This window comes from Microvirga sp. CF3062 (assembly GCF_036314045.1).
Taxonomy (GTDB): domain Bacteria; phylum Pseudomonadota; class Alphaproteobacteria; order Rhizobiales; family Beijerinckiaceae; genus Microvirga.
The window spans coordinates 113,954-130,168 of the sequence record NZ_JAYGGN010000008.1 but is presented as its reverse complement, the minus strand read 5'-3'; the positions used below and the strand labels follow the sequence as shown (position 1 = coordinate 130,168).

The 16,215-nt window shown below is 64.3% G+C and carries 19 protein-coding genes and 1 other RNA gene; 4 read left to right on the top strand and 16 right to left on the bottom strand.

Features of this window, described 5'->3' with window-relative positions; all coding sequences use genetic code 11:
- Positions 1 to 44: 44 nt before the first annotated feature.
- Complete coding sequence (locus VB618_RS15285) at positions 45 to 659, top strand: HdeD family acid-resistance protein (protein ID WP_329797567.1); 615 nt, start codon at positions 45 to 47, stop codon at positions 657 to 659.
- Positions 660 to 847: 188 nt separating this feature from the next.
- Here VB618_RS15285 and tolB read toward each other — a convergent pair whose 3' ends face one another.
- From tolB to ssrS, 14 genes are all read right to left on the bottom strand, one after another.
- Positions 848 to 2,176: a Tol-Pal system beta propeller repeat protein TolB gene (gene tolB, locus VB618_RS15280; protein WP_329797566.1), complete on the bottom strand. Its 1,329-nt coding sequence runs from the start codon at positions 2,174 to 2,176 to the stop codon at positions 848 to 850.
- 53 nt (positions 2,177 to 2,229) lie between these two features.
- Entirely contained in the window at positions 2,230 to 3,339 is a 1,110-nt protein-coding gene (tolA, locus tag VB618_RS15275) for a cell envelope integrity protein TolA (protein ID WP_329797663.1), read from the bottom strand.
- Between the two features lie 34 nt (positions 3,340 to 3,373).
- The gene (locus VB618_RS15270) at positions 3,374 to 3,817 is read right to left on the bottom strand and encodes an ExbD/TolR family protein (RefSeq protein ID WP_329797565.1); all 444 of its coding nucleotides are present in this window, start codon (positions 3,815 to 3,817) and stop codon (positions 3,374 to 3,376) included.
- 12 nt (positions 3,818 to 3,829) lie between these two features.
- Positions 3,830 to 4,570: a protein TolQ gene (gene tolQ, locus VB618_RS15265; protein ID WP_329797564.1), complete on the bottom strand. Its 741-nt coding sequence runs from the start codon at positions 4,568 to 4,570 to the stop codon at positions 3,830 to 3,832.
- Positions 4,571 to 4,874: 304 nt separating this feature from the next.
- Complete coding sequence (gene ybgC / locus VB618_RS15260; RefSeq protein ID WP_329797662.1) at positions 4,875 to 5,309, bottom strand: tol-pal system-associated acyl-CoA thioesterase; 435 nt, start codon at positions 5,307 to 5,309, stop codon at positions 4,875 to 4,877.
- Between the two features lie 19 nt (positions 5,310 to 5,328).
- Positions 5,329 to 6,375, bottom strand: a complete 1,047-nt coding sequence (ruvB, locus tag VB618_RS15255; protein ID WP_329797563.1) for a Holliday junction branch migration DNA helicase RuvB — start codon at positions 6,373 to 6,375, stop codon at positions 5,329 to 5,331.
- A gap of 99 nt (positions 6,376 to 6,474) precedes the next feature.
- A complete protein-coding gene (locus VB618_RS15250; RefSeq protein ID WP_329797562.1) occupies positions 6,475 to 6,939 on the bottom strand; it encodes a hypothetical protein in 465 nt (154 codons plus the stop codon).
- Between the two features lie 4 nt (positions 6,940 to 6,943).
- Positions 6,944 to 7,561, bottom strand: coding sequence for a Holliday junction branch migration protein RuvA (gene ruvA, locus VB618_RS15245; RefSeq protein ID WP_329797561.1), 618 nt, complete (start codon positions 7,559 to 7,561; stop codon positions 6,944 to 6,946).
- Positions 7,562 to 7,800: 239 nt separating this feature from the next.
- Positions 7,801 to 8,304 (bottom strand): crossover junction endodeoxyribonuclease RuvC, encoded by a 504-nt coding sequence (gene ruvC, locus VB618_RS15240; protein WP_329797559.1) that lies wholly within the window; start codon positions 8,302 to 8,304, stop codon positions 7,801 to 7,803.
- Positions 8,305 to 8,447: 143 nt separating this feature from the next.
- Complete coding sequence (locus VB618_RS15235) at positions 8,448 to 9,194, bottom strand: YebC/PmpR family DNA-binding transcriptional regulator (RefSeq protein ID WP_329797558.1); 747 nt, start codon at positions 9,192 to 9,194, stop codon at positions 8,448 to 8,450.
- 131 nt (positions 9,195 to 9,325) lie between these two features.
- A complete protein-coding gene (locus VB618_RS15230; protein ID WP_329797557.1) occupies positions 9,326 to 10,021 on the bottom strand; it encodes an exopolysaccharide biosynthesis protein in 696 nt (231 codons plus the stop codon).
- Between the two features lie 197 nt (positions 10,022 to 10,218).
- Complete coding sequence (locus VB618_RS15225) at positions 10,219 to 11,040, bottom strand: TIGR00282 family metallophosphoesterase (protein WP_329797556.1); 822 nt, start codon at positions 11,038 to 11,040, stop codon at positions 10,219 to 10,221.
- A gap of 9 nt (positions 11,041 to 11,049) precedes the next feature.
- Complete coding sequence (locus tag VB618_RS15220) at positions 11,050 to 11,634, bottom strand: 5-formyltetrahydrofolate cyclo-ligase (protein ID WP_329797555.1); 585 nt, start codon at positions 11,632 to 11,634, stop codon at positions 11,050 to 11,052.
- 4 nt (positions 11,635 to 11,638) lie between these two features.
- A non-coding RNA gene (gene ssrS, locus VB618_RS15215) (6S RNA) lies at positions 11,639 to 11,795 on the bottom strand.
- Positions 11,796 to 11,967: 172 nt separating this feature from the next.
- Between ssrS and VB618_RS15210 the strand changes: the two genes are divergently transcribed.
- Complete coding sequence (locus VB618_RS15210; protein WP_329797554.1) at positions 11,968 to 12,255, top strand: hypothetical protein; 288 nt, start codon at positions 11,968 to 11,970, stop codon at positions 12,253 to 12,255.
- On the opposite strand, the gene VB618_RS15205 is transcribed toward VB618_RS15210, so the two are convergent.
- Both VB618_RS15205 and VB618_RS15200 read right to left on the bottom strand, forming a co-directional pair.
- Positions 12,252 to 12,620, bottom strand: coding sequence for a cell division protein ZapA (locus tag VB618_RS15205; protein WP_329797553.1), 369 nt, complete (start codon positions 12,618 to 12,620; stop codon positions 12,252 to 12,254). The genes VB618_RS15210 and VB618_RS15205 overlap by 4 nt on opposite strands.
- Before the next feature lie 3 nt (positions 12,621 to 12,623).
- Entirely contained in the window at positions 12,624 to 12,935 is a 312-nt protein-coding gene (locus VB618_RS15200) for a DUF4164 domain-containing protein (protein WP_442931801.1), read from the bottom strand.
- 220 nt (positions 12,936 to 13,155) lie between these two features.
- Here VB618_RS15200 and tkt point away from each other — a divergent pair, with 220 nt between their 5' ends.
- Together tkt and gap are read left to right on the top strand one after the other, a co-directional pair.
- On the top strand, positions 13,156 to 15,159 hold the full coding sequence (tkt, locus tag VB618_RS15195; protein WP_329797551.1) for a transketolase: 2,004 nt from the start codon (positions 13,156 to 13,158) through the stop codon (positions 15,157 to 15,159).
- A 45-nt stretch (positions 15,160 to 15,204) separates the two neighbouring features.
- Positions 15,205 to 16,212 carry a type I glyceraldehyde-3-phosphate dehydrogenase gene (gap, locus tag VB618_RS15190; protein WP_329797550.1) on the top strand — a complete coding sequence of 336 codons (1,008 nt, stop codon included), beginning with the start codon at positions 15,205 to 15,207 and terminating at the stop codon, positions 16,210 to 16,212.
- Positions 16,213 to 16,215 lie beyond the last annotated feature (3 nt).

Sequence of the window (16,215 nt, the reverse complement as noted above, 5' to 3'; positions counted from 1 at the left end):
TAAATCTTTGCGAGGCAGTGCATTCCTTTTCAAGGAGGACTCCTATGACAGCAGGTACGACCGGCTCTTTCGATACCTTGGATCGCACTTACGCAATGAGCGCGCTTCTGGCTCAGAACTGGTGGGCCTTGGCGCTCCGCGGCGTCTTCGCCATCATCTTCGCGCTCATTGCCTTCTTCATGCCCGGAGCCACGCTCCTGTCCCTGGTCTGGGTCTTCTCGGCCTACATGCTGGTCGACGGGGTCTTCGGCATCGTCTCCGGCATTCGGGCAGCCTCCAACAACCAGCGCTGGGGCCTCCTGATCCTCGGAGGCATCCTGAGCATCCTGGTCGGCATCATCGCCTTCGTCATGCCGGGCCTGACGGTTCTGTTCTTCGTCACCCTGATGGCGGTGTGGTCGCTGATTACCGGCGTCCTGATGATCGTGGCCGCCTTCAAGCTGAACCCGGCCTATGGCCGCGGGTGGCTGATCTTCAGCGGCATCGTCTCGGTCCTGTTCGGAATTGCGCTCCTGCTGGCCCCGCTCATCGGCGCCGTGGTCCTGACCTGGTGGCTGGGAACCTATGCCCTGGTCTTCGGCATCTCCCTCATCGCTCTCGCCTTCAAGCTCAAGGGCCACAAGGACGAGACCGTCGGTGCGGCTCCGATGAGGGCTTAATAGCCAAAAATGACAAGGGCGCCCTGAGGCGCCCTTGTCATTCCCGGCCGGTTTTGGTTCGACCTTCCTACACCCGCCACGTCATCACCGGCCTTGTGCCGGCGATCCCGGTTGTCTGAAGCACGCCGCCTCCCAAAAGCGAGATGGCCGGGGCGAGCCCGGCCATGACAGGCGCATACACTGCTTACTTACCGTGCCTCGCTCAGCAGCGGCGACCAGGTCGGGTCAGACGCGAAGGACGGCGTCGGAACGGGCTGTTCGACGCGGCCAGTGATGTCGACCATGTAGAGCTTGCCGCCGGCCTGCCCGCCCGGATCGCGGAAGAACAGGATGTACTGGCCGTTGGGCGCCCAGGTCGGGCTCTCGTTATGGAAGCCTTCGGTGAGAATGCGCTCGCCCGAGCCATCGGGCTTCATGATGCCGATGGCAAAGCCCCCGGCGCGCTGCTTGGTGAAGGCGATGTAGTCGCCCCGCGGCGACCAGGCCGGCTGCGAATAGGAGCCATCACCGAACGAGATGCGGCGCTGGTCCGAGCCGTCCACGTTCATCACGTAGACCTGCTGCTTGCCGCCGCGGTCGCTCTCGAACACGATCTGCTTACCGTCCGGCGAGAAGGACGGAGAGGTGTCGATGGCATCCGTCGAGGTCAGGCGCGTGGTGGCCTGCGAGCCGAGATTCATCAGGAAAATGTTGGCGTTGCCGCCCTGCTGCAGGCTCATGACGATACGGCTTCCCTCGGGTCCGAAGCGCGGCGAGGACGCCATGTCGGGGAAGTTGCCGAGCACCTGGCGCGCGCCGGTTTCCAGATTGATCACTTGAACGCGCGGCTGCTGGCCTTCGACCTGGGACATGTAGGTGATGTCCTGCGTGGCCGGCGAATAGCGCGGCGCCACGACAGAGGTGTCGCCCTGCGTCAGGTAGCGCACGTTCGCACCATCCTGATCCATGATGGCGAGGCGCTTGCGGCGGTTCTCCTTCGGGCCCGATTCATCGACGAACACCATGCGCGTGTCGAAGAAGCCGCCGAAGCCCGTGATCTTGGTGTAGACCGCATCCGAGATGATGTGGCCGACGCGGCGCCAGAAATTGGCGTCCGTCACGTATTGCTGGCCGGTGAGCTGCTGCCCCGTCTCGATGTCCCACAGGCGGAACTCGGCGCGCAGCCGCCCCGACGGGTCGCGCGAGACGCGGCCCGTGACGAGCGCCTGGGCGCCCGCCGCCTTCCAGGCATCGAAGCGCGGCGCGGCGTCGAAGGACGGACGCTCCGGGAAGCGCGCCTTGTCGAGCGGCGCGAAGTACCCTGAGCGCTGCAGGTTGTTGCCGATGATGCCGGACACGCGCTGCCCCATGTCGCCTTCGCCGGAGAAGTCGGCAACGGCGATCGGCATGGGCTGGAACTGCCCGCCGGGGCTGATGCGAAGCGTGAGCTGGGCTTGAGAGGGAAGAGTCGATGCGACCAGCACGAGCAGGAAGCAGAACGTCGTGAAGAGCGCACGAGCAGGATTGTAGAGGGACATTGGCGTTCCAGATGGCTGCATGCTTGGGGAATTACACTCGAAGATGGTCAAACCTATGAAAGCTCGAAATACATGTTCCAGTGCTTCCACGAGTTATAATAAGGCGTGAAGCTGGCCGGAATTTTGTAGGGTGCACAACGCCTGATGGCGCGCACGGCAGCATCGGCGACGGCGCGATCAACCGTCGTCGCACCCGCTTTCAACACCCGCGGTTCATCCGTCAGAGCTCCATCGAGATTAAATTTCACATCGATCAGAGGCGCTGTCGCTGACCCAAGTGATGCACCCGGCGGTGGGTTGTAGCAGCGCTTGATTTGCTCATCGAGTATTCCTCTGAGCGCATCTTCCATACTCGGCGAGAGCTTCGCGGCCGATCCCGTCGCAGCGCCGAGCGAGGCGGTCTTCTGCACCTCCGCGCCAGTCGCGCCGGTGGATTGGCTCTTGTCCTTATTGTCCAAAAACTGCTTCAGGTCGCCCATGTCGAGCTTCTTGGCGACCTGGGCCTCCTTGCGCGCCTTGGCCTCGGCCTCTTCCTTGACTTTCGCTTCCGCGAGCTTCTTCGCCTCGGCTTCAGCCTTTGCCTTGGCGTCTGCCTCGGCCTTCGCTTTGGCTTCGGCGACCTTCTTGGCTTCCGCCTCGGCCTTGGCTTTCGCTTCGGCCTGCGCCTTTGCCTGGGCCTCGGCCTCGATCTTCGCCTGCTCGGCAGCCTTGGCCTTCTCGATAGCCTCGGCCTCAGCCTTTTCGACCATCTTCTTCTCTGCCTCGGCCTTGGCCTCGGCAGCTTTGTCTTCCTGCGAGCGGGTCGGCGGCGCAGGCGGCGGAGGCTGGGCGGCGACCGGCTCTTCCTTGTCGGCGACCTTCATCTCGGCCGGACGCTTCGGCGGTGCCGGCGCATCGCGCTTGTCCTCGCCGGGATCCTTCAATTCGGTCTTGTCGGCGACGCGCTCGGCGCGGGGCTTGGGCTGCGGCGCCTTGGCGTTGGTCTCACCCTTGGTGATCTGGGAGAGTTGGGCATCGGTGATGATTTCGACCGGGATGCCTTCCTGCGCTTCAGGAAATTCGGCGACAGAAGACAGACCGATCATGGCAGCCGTCAGCAGCGCCGCATGCGCGACGCCCGAGACCCAGAAGCCCGGCTCCGAAGTGCTGAATTTCAGCTTCAACGCCACGTGTGTTTGCCCCTTGCTCTCAATCCGTTCAGCGCTGGTCGATCTCGGTCACGAGGGCGACGCGCTTGTAGCCGGCCGTGGTCACGATCGACATCACCTGGGCGACGCGCCCATAATCCACCTTCTTGTCGCCGCGCACGAAGACCCGCTCGTCGAAGCCCGCCTTCGACACTTCCGCGAGCTTGCCCACGATGGTCTCGTCCGTCAGCTCCGTCTCGCCCAAGAAAACCTGGCCGTTGGCCTTGATCGACAGGGTCACCGGCGTCGCATCGGAGTTCAGCGGCGCGGCCTTGGTCTGCGGCAGGTCGAGCGGCACGCCCGCCGTCATCATGGGTGCCGCCACCATGAAGATGATGAGCAGCACGAGCATGACGTCGATGAACGGCGTCATGTTGATCTCGTTGATCACGCCCGCCTGCCGGGAGCGCCTGCGGCGGCGTCCGCCTCCTGCCGATCCTGCCATCATGGCCATGCCGGATCTCCCTTAAGCCGCGTTGGCGGAAGAACGGCCCGCATGGCCGATGCGCTCGTCCACCTGACGGGACAGGATGGCCGAGAACTCGTCGGCGAAGCCTTCGAGCCGCGACTGCAGCTTGCCCACTTCCGAGTTCAGCTTGTTGTAGGCCAGCACCGCCGGAATGGCCGCGAAAAGGCCGATGGCCGTGGCAAACAGCGCCTCGGCGATGCCGGGGGCCACAACCGCAAGGCTGGTGTTCTTGGAGGCGGCAATCGACGTGAAGGAATTCATGATGCCCACCACTGTGCCGAAGAGGCCGATATAGGGGCCGGCCGAGCCGATGGAGGCCAGCACCGTGAGGCGGGCATTGAGCCGCTCCACCTCACGCTGGATGGTCACGTCGAGCACCTTGTCGATGCGCTGAGGCAGGGACTGGAACGAGCGCCCCGATCCCTCGAAGGCGCGCTTCCACTCGCGCATGGCGGCAACGAAGACGGCAGCCAGGCCCGTGGCCGGGCGGCCCTGGAGATTGCGGTAGAGCTCCTCCAGGGACTGGCCGGACCAGAACACGTCCTCGAACCGATCCATGGCGCGCTTGGTGCGGCTGTAGAGCAGGGTCTTGTCGACGATGATGGCCCAGCACCAGACCGAGGCCGCAAGCAGACCGATCATCACCAGCTTGACGATGAAGTGGGCCTGCCAGAACAGGCCAAAGAAGGACAGGTCGTGGGCCACAGGAGCGGCCTGGGCCACATCAGCCGGATTCATGAATCTCGTCCTCGCTCTTCGAGCAGCCCTGAGAGTGCTCAGGGCCCACCGCAGATTGGTTCCAGGAAAATCTGTTTCTGTATCACTGCTCGTTCGCCCCCGAATCTGTCGAAAGTAAGGGCAGCCGGCGGATGAGGCGCAGATCGTCCCGGACCGTACCCTGTTAGGCACACAGTAAGGTTAAGGTCTGGTTTAAGTACGGCCGCCGCAGGGCGGAATGCTATGAAATTGATATGAAATCTTGGCCGGTATGCTTCCGAGGCAGGGCTGGTGCACCGCCTGCCTATAGGGCAGGATCACGGATTTACGGGCTTGCTCCCAAGGCCGCCCGCAGCTCGTCGGGAATCCGTACGGCCCGCCCTCCCCTGACGGCTGCGACCATAACATCGGCCGTGACCAGCACCTCGTCGCCGCGCCGGACTTCCTGCGCCAGCGTCATCGAGGCGCCGCGCATCTCCTTGGGGCGGGTCACGATGGTGAGCACGTCGTCCATGACAGCGGCGCCGAGGAAATCGATGCTCATCTTGCGGACGACAAAGGCGAGGCCGTCCATGCTGGCGTGAAGATCGGACTGTGCCACCTCGACCGCCCGCAAGAGTTCCGTACGCCCGCGCTCCATGAAGCGCAGGTAACTGGCGTGATAGACGCGGGCGGAGAAATCCGTGTCCTCGTAATAGACGCGGATGGGGAGGATATGGGCGCCGTCCTGCATGAAGCCGGAGAGGTGGGAGCCGACCATCCCTCCGTGGTCACGCCGCTCATTCATCCGCATCCCCGCCGAACAGCCCGAACTGCGCCACGGTCTCGCGGCTCGGCTCGGGGATGCCGAGGTGCTTGAAGGCGTGGGGCGTGAGGATGCGCCCGCGCGGGGTGCGCTGCACGAAGCCCTTCTGGATCAGGTAGGGCTCGATGATGTCCTCGATGGCATCGCGGGGCTCCGACAGGGCCGCGGCGATGGTCTCGATGCCGACCGGGCCGCCGCCGAAGGAGCTGGCGACCAGGGTCAGGTACTTGCGGTCCATGAGGTCGAGGCCGATGGGGTCCACGTCGAGGAGGCGCAGGGACTTGTCGGCGAGGTCGCGCGAGACGGTCTGAACGCCCTCGACGATGGCAAAATCCCGCACCCGGCGCAGCAGGCGGCCGGCGATGCGCGGCGTGCCGCGGGAGCGGCGGGCGATCTCGTTCGCGCCCTCGTCGCTCATGCCAAGGCCCAAGACGCGGGCACCGCGGCGGACGATGAGCTCCAGCTCGTCGACGGTGTAGAATTCGAGCCGGATCGGGATGCCGAAGCGGTCGCGCAACGGGGTGGTGAGCAGGCCCGCGCGGGTGGTGGCGCCGACGAGCGTGAATTTCGGCAGCTCGATCTTCACCGAGCGGGCCGCCGGACCCTCGCCGATGATGAGGTCGAGCTGGTAATCCTCCATGGCGGGATAGAGGATTTCCTCCACGGCCGGGTTGAGGCGGTGGATCTCGTCGATGAAGAGCACGTCGCGCTCTTCGAGGTTGGTGAGCTGGGCCGCGAGGTCGCCTGCTTTCGCGATCACCGGGCCGGAGGTCGAGCGGAAATTGACCCCAAGCTCGCGGGCGACGATCTGGGCCAGCGTGGTCTTGCCAAGGCCCGGAGGGCCGACGAAGAGCACGTGGTCGAGGGCATCGCCCCGGCTTTTGGCGGCATTGATGAAGATCTGGAGATTGGCGCGCGCGGCCTTCTGGCCCGTGAAATCGTCGAGCGACAGAGGCCGGATCGAGGCTTCCGTATCGTCCTCGCGCTTTTCGGGGCTGAGCAGGCGGCGGGAATCGGTCAAAGAGGCTTACCTTCCAAAGGCTTCATATAGGCGTTTCCAGTGTAATACGCCATCTTTAACAAGATCAAAACAGGAACGTTTATCGGTTAAAGGACGGGTTCAACTGAGGAGGCTTGGCTTGAATGACTTATCAAACCGCCGGCTCAGCCTCCAGCACACTAGAGTTGGAATGAGGCATGTAGGAACGTAGACGAGAAAGGCTTCTTTGTGGATGTCAAAGATGCTTCCTCCGCGTGGGATAAGCCATTGAAGCGCCGCGCCGAAAGCCACAACGAAGATGAGACCGATGCCTATTCCCATGAGGGTCACCCAAACCCATTCATGTCTAGCCTGCCTGATCTGAACCTTGCGGACAGCCAGTGCGGCGGCAAGAGCAGGAATCAAACCAAATATGTAAGCACAGATGGCCAAAAAGGTTATGCCCGCGATTTGGTCCATCAGCGACCCGGAAAAAGGGTCATAGCTTTGCGGAGTGCCCGCCAGAAAATTGCTGGTAAATCCAAATAGGAAAGCGCTTGTTAATCCTATTAACGGCCCAAGACCTGCAAAGATAAACCAATGCATAAAGCTAACGCGCCAATTCCCTAAGTCCCAGTCGGATCAGCGTCTTAGCCTCTGCCTCGTCACCGGCCTGCTTCATGGCGGCTGCCACGGCAGCAGAGGCCTGGACTTGGGGGTAGCCGAGATTGACCAGCGCCGAGATGGCGTCCGCCACGGGGCGCGGGGCGCTGTTGTCCTCGACCGCGCCGGTGAGGCGGATCAGGGCGGGATCCACGGAGCCGAAGGCCGGGGCCTTGTCCTTTAGCTCGGAGACGATGCGCTGGGCGAGCTTCGGCCCGACGCCGGGGCCACGGGCGACGGATGCCTTGTCGCCGGTGGCAATCGCCGTGGCGAGAGTGCCAGGGTCGAGCACCGACAGGATGCCGAGCGCCACCTTGGAGCCGACGCCCTGCACGCTCTGGAGCAGGCGGAACCACTCGCGCTCCGAATCCGAGCGGAACCCGAACAGGCGGATCATGTCCTCACGCACATGGGTCTCGATGGCCAAAACCGCTGCCTCGCCGGTGGGAGGCAGATTCTGGAGGGTGCGGGAGGAGCAGTGAACCACGTAGCCGACCCCATGCACGTCGAGGATCACGAAATCCTCGCCGTAGGAATCGACCACGCCTTTGAGTTTGCCGATCACGTCAGTCCTTGCTCCTCATAGCCGCCTCAGGCACCTTCACCTCTCCCATAGGGAAAGGTCGGACCGCAAGGTCCGGGTGAGGGGGTACGCGCTTTCCGGATAGACCTGTAACCCCTCACCCGCCGCGCTTACACGCGTCGACCTCTCCCCATGGGAGAGGTGAAGAGGAGCCACATTCTGCACCCGATCCCGGATCGGCTTACGCCGCCCGGGATGACGCTGTGCTTTTCTGTAACATCCTAATAGCTCGCCGCCAAAGCGCGGGCCTTGCGCTGGTGAGCGTGAGCGATGGCGATGGCGAGCGCGTCGGCAGCATCCGCCTTCTTGAAGTCGGCTTTGGGCAGGAGGATCCTGATCATGGCCTGTACCTGGTTCTTATCGGCGTGGCCGACGCCCACCACAGTCTTCTTTACCTGGTTGGCGCCGTATTCCGCCACCGGCAGCCCGTGGAGAGCAGGGACCAGCAGGGACATGGCACGCGCCTGGCCGAGCTTCAGGGTGGCCTGCGCGTCCTTGTTGACGAAGGTCTCTTCGACCGACACCTCGTCTGGCGTCCAGGTCCTGATCACCTCCGTGAGCCGGTCATAGAGTTGCTTGAGGCGAAGCGCCAGATCGAGGTCCCCGTCGGAGGTCACGACCCCGCAGGCGACGTACGAGAGCTTCGTCCCCTCCACGGTGATGACGCCCCAGCCGGTGTTGCGCAGGCCGGGGTCGAGGCCGAGGATGCGAATAGATTGGCTCAACTTCTAACCCTCTCCCCTCTGCGGGAGAGGGTGACCACTGCGATAGCAGGGGTCGGGAGAGGGGCCGAACTCGACCCGCTACTCCCCCTCTCCCGGCTCACTTTCGTTCGCCACCCTCTCCCGCAGAGGGGAGAGGGTAAAAATCAACCAGCCATCTTCTGCATGAGGGCGTCGGACAGCTCGAAGTTGCCGTAGACGTTCTGGACGTCGTCGTGCTCCTCCAGCGATTCCATCAGCTTCATCAGCTTCTCGCCGGTCTCGTCGTCAACGGCGACAGGGGTCTGGGGCTTCCAGACGAGCTTCGACGCCTTGGGCTCGCCGAACTTGTCCTCGAGCGCCTTGGTCACCTCGTTGAGGGTGCCCTGGTCGCAATAGACCTCATGGCCGCTCTCGGAGGATGTCACGTCTTCCGCGCCTGCATCGATGGCTGCTTCCAGCATGGCGTCGGCATCCGCCACCTCGGGGCCGAACTCGATGTAGCCGACCCGGTCGAACATGAAGGAGACCGCGCCGGTCTCGGCCAGGTTGCCGCCGCTCTTGGTGAAGTAGGAGCGGATGTCGGAGGCCGTGCGGTTGCGGTTGTCGGTCATGGCCTCGACGATGATGGCAGCACCACCCGGACCGTAGCCCTCGTAGCGGATCTCGTCGTAGTTCTCCGCATCGCCCCCGGAGGCCTTGTTGATGGCCCGCTGGATGTTGTCCTTGGGCATGTTCTCGGCGCGGGCGGCGAGGATCGCGGCGCGCAGGCGCGGGTTCATGGCGGGATCGGGCATGCCCATCTTGGCCGCCACGGTGATTTCACGGGCCAGCTTGGAAAACACCTTGGACCGCACCGCGTCCACCTTGCCCTTGCGGTGCATGATATTCTTGAACTGTGAATGCCCGGCCATGGGGGCCTCCGGAATTTCGGCCGAGAGCGGCTTGGATCCCAAGCGCCCGTCAGGCCGGAGAAGTTGACGATGGCCCGCTTATAAGGCGGCGACGGGCTTCAGGCAAAGCCCTCTTGCGCAGGTTCGGAAAACTAGAACCCGAGCCAGCCCGGCAGGTTCTGAATGGCCGCCACGATGAGGTGGTAGGAAGCGCCCAGGATCGTCGCCGTATAGGCGAGCCCGGCCAGGCCGATGAGATAGCCGACGATGAGCAGATAACCATCCTCCTCCATGATCGCGATGGACGCGATGACGAGGGCAATGGAGGGCGGGAAGTTGGTGCCCGGGAACGGGATGAGGACCGAGAGGGCCACCAAAACGGCAAAAAGCCCCACCACCCGGTCGCCGATGGGGCCGAAAAGCTGGAGCAGCCGGGGCTTGCAGTAGCTTTCGAGCTTCTGGAGCTTGGGCTCCGCGATGTCGATGAGGCGCTTGAATTTCGAAACAGAAACCGTCCGCCGCAGGATGAATCCCGGCAGCCAGGGGCGCTTGTGGCCCAGCATCATCTGGATGCCGAAGATGAGCACGGGGGTGCCGACGATGCCGGCGATGCCGGGCACATTCGGGACGCAGTTCGGCAGGGAGAACAGGATCAGCACGAAGCCGAAGGCGCGCTCGCCGAAGGCCTCGATGATCTCCCGGATCGAGATCGTCTCGCCCTTGGCCTCGTCGATCACGGCGCGCAGGACGGCCGACGCGCTCAGGTGCTCGTGCGCCTGATGGAACTCGCTCGTCTGCCGATAGACGTTGATCCTGCCGGTCTTGGTCGTCTTCGTGTCTGCGTCCACCGATCACCTCCGTGGCAGGAGAGATGGGAACGGCGACGCTCTCCGCCAAGGGAGCGTCGCGCTGTCGAGCACTTCGCCTCCATCCATTCCAAACGTCATCACCGGCCTTGTGCCGGTGATCCCGATCCGAAAAGCATTACGCTTCGAAGCATCGGGATGGCCGGGACAAGCCCGGCCATGACGTCGGAGAGCGCCACTCAATCCCAAAAGCGGGGCCAGGTCTCTTCCAGATTCGGCCCGAGGCGAACCGCCGCGACGCGAACCGCCAAGCCGGTGCGGTCGTCGGTCTCGACCGCGATGCCCGAGAGCGTACCCTCGCCTAAAGCCGGCTCCATGCGGATTCCGGGGGTCTTCTGGAGGAAGCGGCGGATCGATTCCTCCTTCTGCATGCCGAGGATGGAATCGTAGTCGCCGCACATGCCCGCATCGGACATGTAGGCCGTGCCGCCGGACAGGACCCGGTGATCGGCCGTGGGCACATGGGTGTGGGTGCCCACAACCAGGCTCGCCCGCCCGTCGAAGTAATGGCCCATGGCCTCCTTCTCGCTCGTCGCCTCTGCATGCACGTCGATGATGACGGCGTCCGCCACCTGACCCAGGGGGCAGGTTTCGAGCTCCCGCTCGACGGCAGCAAACGGATCGTCCAGCGGGTCCATGTAGAGGCGGCCCATGACGTTGACCACGAGAACCCTTTGGCCGGAGCGGGTGTCGATGAGGTTGGCGCCCCGACCAGGCGTGCCGGAGGGATAGTTCACGGGCCGCAGGAGCCGCGGCTGGCGCTCAATGAACACAAGCGTCTCGCGCTGGTCCCAGGAATGGTTGCCCAGCGTGATCGCATCGGCACCTGCATTCAGGATCTCGTCGCAGATCGCCTCATTGATACCGAAGCCCCCGGCCGAGTTCTCGCCGTTGATGACGACGCAATCGAGCCGCCAGCGGTCGCGAAGTCCGGGCAGGCGCTCGACCACCGCGTTGCGGCCGGGCCGCCCGACGATGTCGCCGAGAAAGAGAAGACGCATGATGGACCCTTAAGCGGATTTCGTTCGAATGAGTTCGGCTTCCGTGATGATAACGTCGAGGAGCCGGTCGTGGGGTTCGACCGGAACCTCGTCGATCTCCTGAACCGCATAAGCGAGGCCGATGGTCAAGACGGGATGCTGTTCTTCGAGCGCCGCGATGGCCCGGTCGAAATGCCCCTTGCCGTAGCCGATGCGCCCTCCCCGGCGGTCGAAGGCCACGAGGGGAACGAGCAAGGCTTTCGGGAAGACCTCGGGCGCGTCGGGTCCGGGCTCACGCACGCCGAAACCGCCCTTGACCAGCACGTCACCGGGCTGCCAGAGGCGCCAGCTCAAATGAGGATGAAGGATCTGCGAGAGGGCTACGTCCTGTCCGCGATCAAGCAGGGCCTCCATGAGAGGGCGCGGATCGAGCTCGCTGCGGATCGGCCAATAGCCGCCCACCGGCGTCACGTTTTGAAGATCGGAAAATTCAAGGGTTTGGGATGCGATGCGCTGCGCCGCATCCTGGCGGAACGCTTTGTCGAGGCCATCGCGGCGCGCGAACATCTCGCCGCGGAGGCGCTCTTTCAGTTCGGAAGGGGGAAGAGAGGTCATAAGGTGCGGAGCCACGAAAAGCCGTCGGAGAAGCGATCCCGGGAACCTACAAAGTAGGTGGGCGCCGTATGTTCCGGTCCACGGACCGGGCAGGGACAGCTCCCGTTGGGATCGATAAGGCCCCGGGGAATTTGTACTCCTAACGCGCCCCGCAGCCCCGCCTTCTCTATGTAGGGATTGGGACGCGCCGGGGGAAGGGGGAAAGTGCGAAGACCCGATATCTTTCGGCGATCCTCAAAGCGCCGCCTCCGTAACATTACGGAATGGCCAAGCCCGTGGAAACGCCGCCAAATGGCCATGTAGGGGATGTGCCATCCATCGAGCGGAGGAAACATGGCTCATCTGAAGCACAACAATTACCAAGAACTCCACCGCCACAACCCGGACTCGCCCAGCATCGACGCCATGATGCGGGAGGTCCTGCACAGGCTCGGCAACATCGATTTCGACTACCAGGTCGAGGTGGACAAGCTCGAAAAAAGCGCCGCCGACCAGGAGTTCAAGAATCGCATCATGCGGAGGATCAGGACCGCCCATCACGAGAGGCGGGAGCCCTATGTGGAGCTTCTGACAACGCTCCGGCAGCGCCAGCACCGGCTATCCCATCGGCGTGAGAGCTAACCCTGCCCTGCCCCGTTGAGGCTGCGGGCCAGCTCCTCGATGCGCTCGGCTGCCCGCTGGATGCCTTCGGAGAGCTTGGCCTCGAGTTGTTCGAGGCGCTCGTCCCGATAGATATGGACGCTGTTGAGCATCGACACTTCCTCGGCAAGCGCAGTGATCCGCTTCCTCGTTTCCTGCAGTTCGTCGGCCTGGGAGATGGCCGCCATGACATGGAGGCGCAGGTCGTCGACCTGACCGAAAGTGGCGCGCATCTCCTCAACCTGGGCATTGTAGGAGGCCGCCAGCCCTTCGAGATGCCGTTCCTCGCCCTCGGCGCAAGCGATCCGGTAGGTTCTGCCGGCAATGGTCACCGTCACCTGAGACATGCCTTAGTTTTCCTCAGGTTCGAATTGTCCGGCCGGAGCCAGTTGGCCGGCCTGGGCCAGAACGGTCTCGACGGCCCCGATAGCCTGGCAGACCCGCCGGCTCACATCGTCGGTGGCGGCCTCGAAGCGGTGCAGGCGGGTCAGGGCTCCGTCGAGTTCCACCGCCAGGCGGGCGCGGTCGTCCTGCATGAGCTGAAGCTCGGTCTCCAGGCCGCCGCGCCGGCGGTCCCCCTCGAGACGGCGGGAGACCGAGGCCTCAAGGAGGCCAAGGGCCATGTCCAGGCGTTTCATCGCTTCGTCGAGTGTGGGCGCCATCATGCCTCCGGGAATCGGCCATGAGACTAGCGCATCGTGCGGAAAAGTGGACCCGGTATTCGGCGAAGAACGATGCGCTCCTTCGAGTAAGGAGCAGCGGTCCGGAAGGGGATTACGCCCCTTCGAGCCTTTGACTCCCCCCTGCCCCGTGTTAAGGAGCCCGCACCTTTCCCAGACAGACCGCCCCGTTGCGGGGCCCTCAAGATTTGTGGATCTCGCCGTGCAAGATACCGTCTCCGCCGATCGCGTCCCCCATTCCGATCTGGCGAACGCCGTGCGCGTCCTCGCCATGGACGCCGTCGAAACAGCCAAATCCGGCCATCCGGGCCTGCCCATGGGGGCCGCCGACATCGCCACGGTGCTGTTCACCAAGTTCCTGAAATACGATGCCACGGACCCGACCTGGCCCGACCGCGACCGGTTCATCCTGTCGGCCGGCCACGGCTCGATGCTGCTCTATTCGCTCCTGCACCTGACGGGCGTGAAGGGCATGACGGTCGAGGAGCTGAAGAACTTCCGCAAGCTCGATTCCAAGACCCCGGGCCACCCGGAAAACTTCATGACCCCGGGCGTCGAGACCACCACCGGGCCGCTCGGTCAGGGCATCGCCACTGCCGTGGGTTTCGCGCTTGCAGAGCGCATGCTCAACGCCGAATACGGCAACGATCTCGTCGATCACTACACCTATGTGCTCGCCTCCGACGGCGACCTGATGGAGGGCATCAGCCACGAGGCCATCGCGCTCGCCGGCCACCTGAAGCTCAACCGCATGATCGTCCTGTGGGACGACAACGAGATCTCCATCGACGGCCCCCTGTCGCTCTCCGACTCCGTCGACCAAGTGAAGCGCTTCCAGGCCTGCGGTTGGAACGCGGTGCGCGTGGACGGCCATGACGAGAAGGCGATCCAGCGCGCGATCTCGCGCGCCCAGAAGTCCGACCGCCCCACCCTCATCGCCTGCAAGACCGTTATCGGCTACGGCGCCCCGAAGAAGGCCGGCACCTCCAAGGCCCATGGCGAGCCCCTCGGCGCCGAGGAGCTGGCCGGCGCCAAGGCGGCGCTGGGCTGGAGCCACGCTCCCTTCGAGATCCCCGACAACATCCGTTCCGCCTGGGCCAAGGCCGGCAAGAAGGGCAGCCGCCAGCGCAAGGCCTGGGCCGAGCGCCTGAAGGCCGTGCCGGCCGAGAAGCGCGCCGAGTTCGAGCGCCGGGTGAAGGGCGTGCGCCCGCAAGGTCTCTCCGACGCCGTCGCCAAGCTGAAGGACCGGCTCATCGCCGAGCCGCAGAACGTCGCCACCCGTAAAGCCAGCGAGATCGCCCTCGAGGTGATCACCGAGGCGGTGCCGGAGCTGGTGCTGGGCTCGGCGGACCTGACGCCGTCCAACAACACCAAGACCAAGAACCTCACCGCCATCTCGCCCGGCAACTATGCCGGCCGCTACATCCATTACGGCATCCGCGAGCACGGCATGGCGGCGGCCATGAACGGCATCGCGCTCCATGGCGGCTACGTGCCGGCCGGCGCGACCTTCCTGGTCTTCACCGACTATGCGCGGCCTGCCATGCGCATCGCGGCGCTCGCCGGCATTCCGGCCGTCTATGTGATGACCCACGACTCGATCGGCCTCGGCGAGGACGGCCCGACCCACCAGCCGGTGGAGCATCTGGCGGCGCTTCGCTCCATGCCGAAGATGCGGGTGTTCCGCCCGGCCGATGCAATCGAGACCGCCGAGTGCTGGCAGATGGCGCTCGAGCGCACGGACGGCCCGTCGACTCTGGCGCTGACCCGCCAGAACCTGCCGCAGGTCCGTAAGCAGGGCGGCGCCAACAACCTTTCGGCCACGGGCGCCTACGAGCTGTCACCGGCCAACGGCAAGGCCCGCGCCACCCTCTTCGCTTCGGGCTCCGAGGTGGAGATCGCGCTCGCGGCCCAGAAGCTTCTGGATGAACAAAGCTTCGCCGTTCGCGTTGTGTCGGTGCCCTCGCTCGACCTGTTCTTAGGCCAGCCCGAGAAAGTCCGCGCCCAGATCATCGGCGATGCGCCGATCAAGGTTGCGGTCGAGGCGGCCGTGCGCTTCGGCTGGGATTCGGTCATCGGCCCGGATGGAATTTTCGTCGGCATGCATGGGTTTGGCGCCAGCGCGCCCTACAAGGACCTTTACAAGCACTTCGGCATCACCGCCGAGGCGATCGCGGAGAAGGTTCTCCGGACACATAATCTCTGAGGCCCGAGAACAGCCAGGGCCTCAATACACAAGGGAGCTAACACTATGACGGTGAAGGTCGCGATCAACGGATTCGGTCGCATTGGACGCAACATCCTCCGTGGCATCGTGGAGAGCGGCCGGAAGGACATCGAGGTGGTTGCCATCAACGATCTCGGCCCGGTCGAGACGAACGCTCACCTTCTCCGCTTCGACTCCGTCCATGGCCGCTTCCCGGCCGACGTGCAGGTCGACGGCGAGTTCCTCGTCGTCAACGGCCAGAAGATCCGGGTCACGGCCATCAAGGATCCGGCGACCCTGCCGCACCGGGAACTCGGCGTCGACATCGCCATGGAGTGCACCGGCATCTTCACCTCGAAGGACAAGGCCTCCGCGCACCTGACCGCCGGCGCCAAGCGCGTCATCGTGTCGGCTCCCGCCGACGGCGCGGACCTGACGGTCGTCTACGGCGTCAACCACGACAAGCTGACGAAGGACCACGTGGTCATCTCGAACGCCTCCTGCACCACGAACTGCCTCGCCCCCGTGGCGAAGGTGCTTCACGATGCGGTCGGCATCGAGAAGGGCTTCATGACCACGATCCACTCGTACACGAACGACCAGCCGACCCTCGACCAGATGCACAAGGACCTCTACCGCGCCCGCGCGGCGGCCCTGAACATGATCCCGACCTCCACCGGCGCCGCCAAGGCCGTGGGCCTCGTGCTGCCCGACCTCAACGGCAAGCTCGACGGCTCGTCGATCCGCGTGCCGACCCCGAACGTGTCGGTGGTCGACTTCAAGTTCGTGGCCAAGAAGAACACCACGAAGGAAGAAATCAACGCAGCCATCAAGGCGGCCGCCGACGGCCCGCTCAAGGGCATCCTCGGTTACACGAATGCCCCGAACGTCTCGTCGGACTTCAACCACGATCCGCATTCCAGCGTGTTCCACATGGACCAGACCAAGGTCATGGAAGGCAACTTCGTGCGCGTGCTGTCCTGGTACGACAACGAGTGGGGCTTCTCGAACCGCATGGCCGACACCGCCATCGCCATGGCGAAGCTCATCTAAGGG

Excerpts from the sequence above, each read along its gene's own strand:
- VB618_RS15285 (WP_329797567.1), top strand. The coding sequence starts at position 45 with ATGACAGCAGGTACGACCGGCTCTTTCGATACCTTGGATCGCACTTAC.
- tolB (WP_329797566.1), bottom strand. The coding sequence starts at position 2,176 with ATGTCCCTCTACAATCCTGCTCGTGCGCTCTTCACGACGTTCTGCTTC.
- VB618_RS15270 (WP_329797565.1), bottom strand. The coding sequence starts at position 3,817 with ATGGCCATGATGGCAGGATCGGCAGGAGGCGGACGCCGCCGCAGGCGC.
- tolQ (WP_329797564.1), bottom strand. The coding sequence starts at position 4,570 with ATGAATCCGGCTGATGTGGCCCAGGCCGCTCCTGTGGCCCACGACCTG.
- ybgC (WP_329797662.1), bottom strand. The coding sequence starts at position 5,309 with ATGGTCGGCTCCCACCTCTCCGGCTTCATGCAGGACGGCGCCCATATC.
- VB618_RS15250 (WP_329797562.1), bottom strand. The coding sequence starts at position 6,939 with ATGCATTGGTTTATCTTTGCAGGTCTTGGGCCGTTAATAGGATTAACA.
- VB618_RS15235 (WP_329797558.1), bottom strand. The coding sequence starts at position 9,194 with ATGGCCGGGCATTCACAGTTCAAGAATATCATGCACCGCAAGGGCAAG.
- VB618_RS15225 (WP_329797556.1), bottom strand. The coding sequence starts at position 11,040 with ATGCGTCTTCTCTTTCTCGGCGACATCGTCGGGCGGCCCGGCCGCAAC.
- VB618_RS15220 (WP_329797555.1), bottom strand. The coding sequence starts at position 11,634 with ATGACCTCTCTTCCCCCTTCCGAACTGAAAGAGCGCCTCCGCGGCGAG.
- VB618_RS15210 (WP_329797554.1), top strand. The coding sequence starts at position 11,968 with ATGGCTCATCTGAAGCACAACAATTACCAAGAACTCCACCGCCACAAC.
- VB618_RS15205 (WP_329797553.1), bottom strand. The coding sequence starts at position 12,620 with ATGTCTCAGGTGACGGTGACCATTGCCGGCAGAACCTACCGGATCGCT.
- VB618_RS15200 (WP_442931801.1), bottom strand. The coding sequence starts at position 12,935 with ATGGCGCCCACACTCGACGAAGCGATGAAACGCCTGGACATGGCCCTT.
- gap (WP_329797550.1), top strand. The coding sequence starts at position 15,205 with ATGACGGTGAAGGTCGCGATCAACGGATTCGGTCGCATTGGACGCAAC.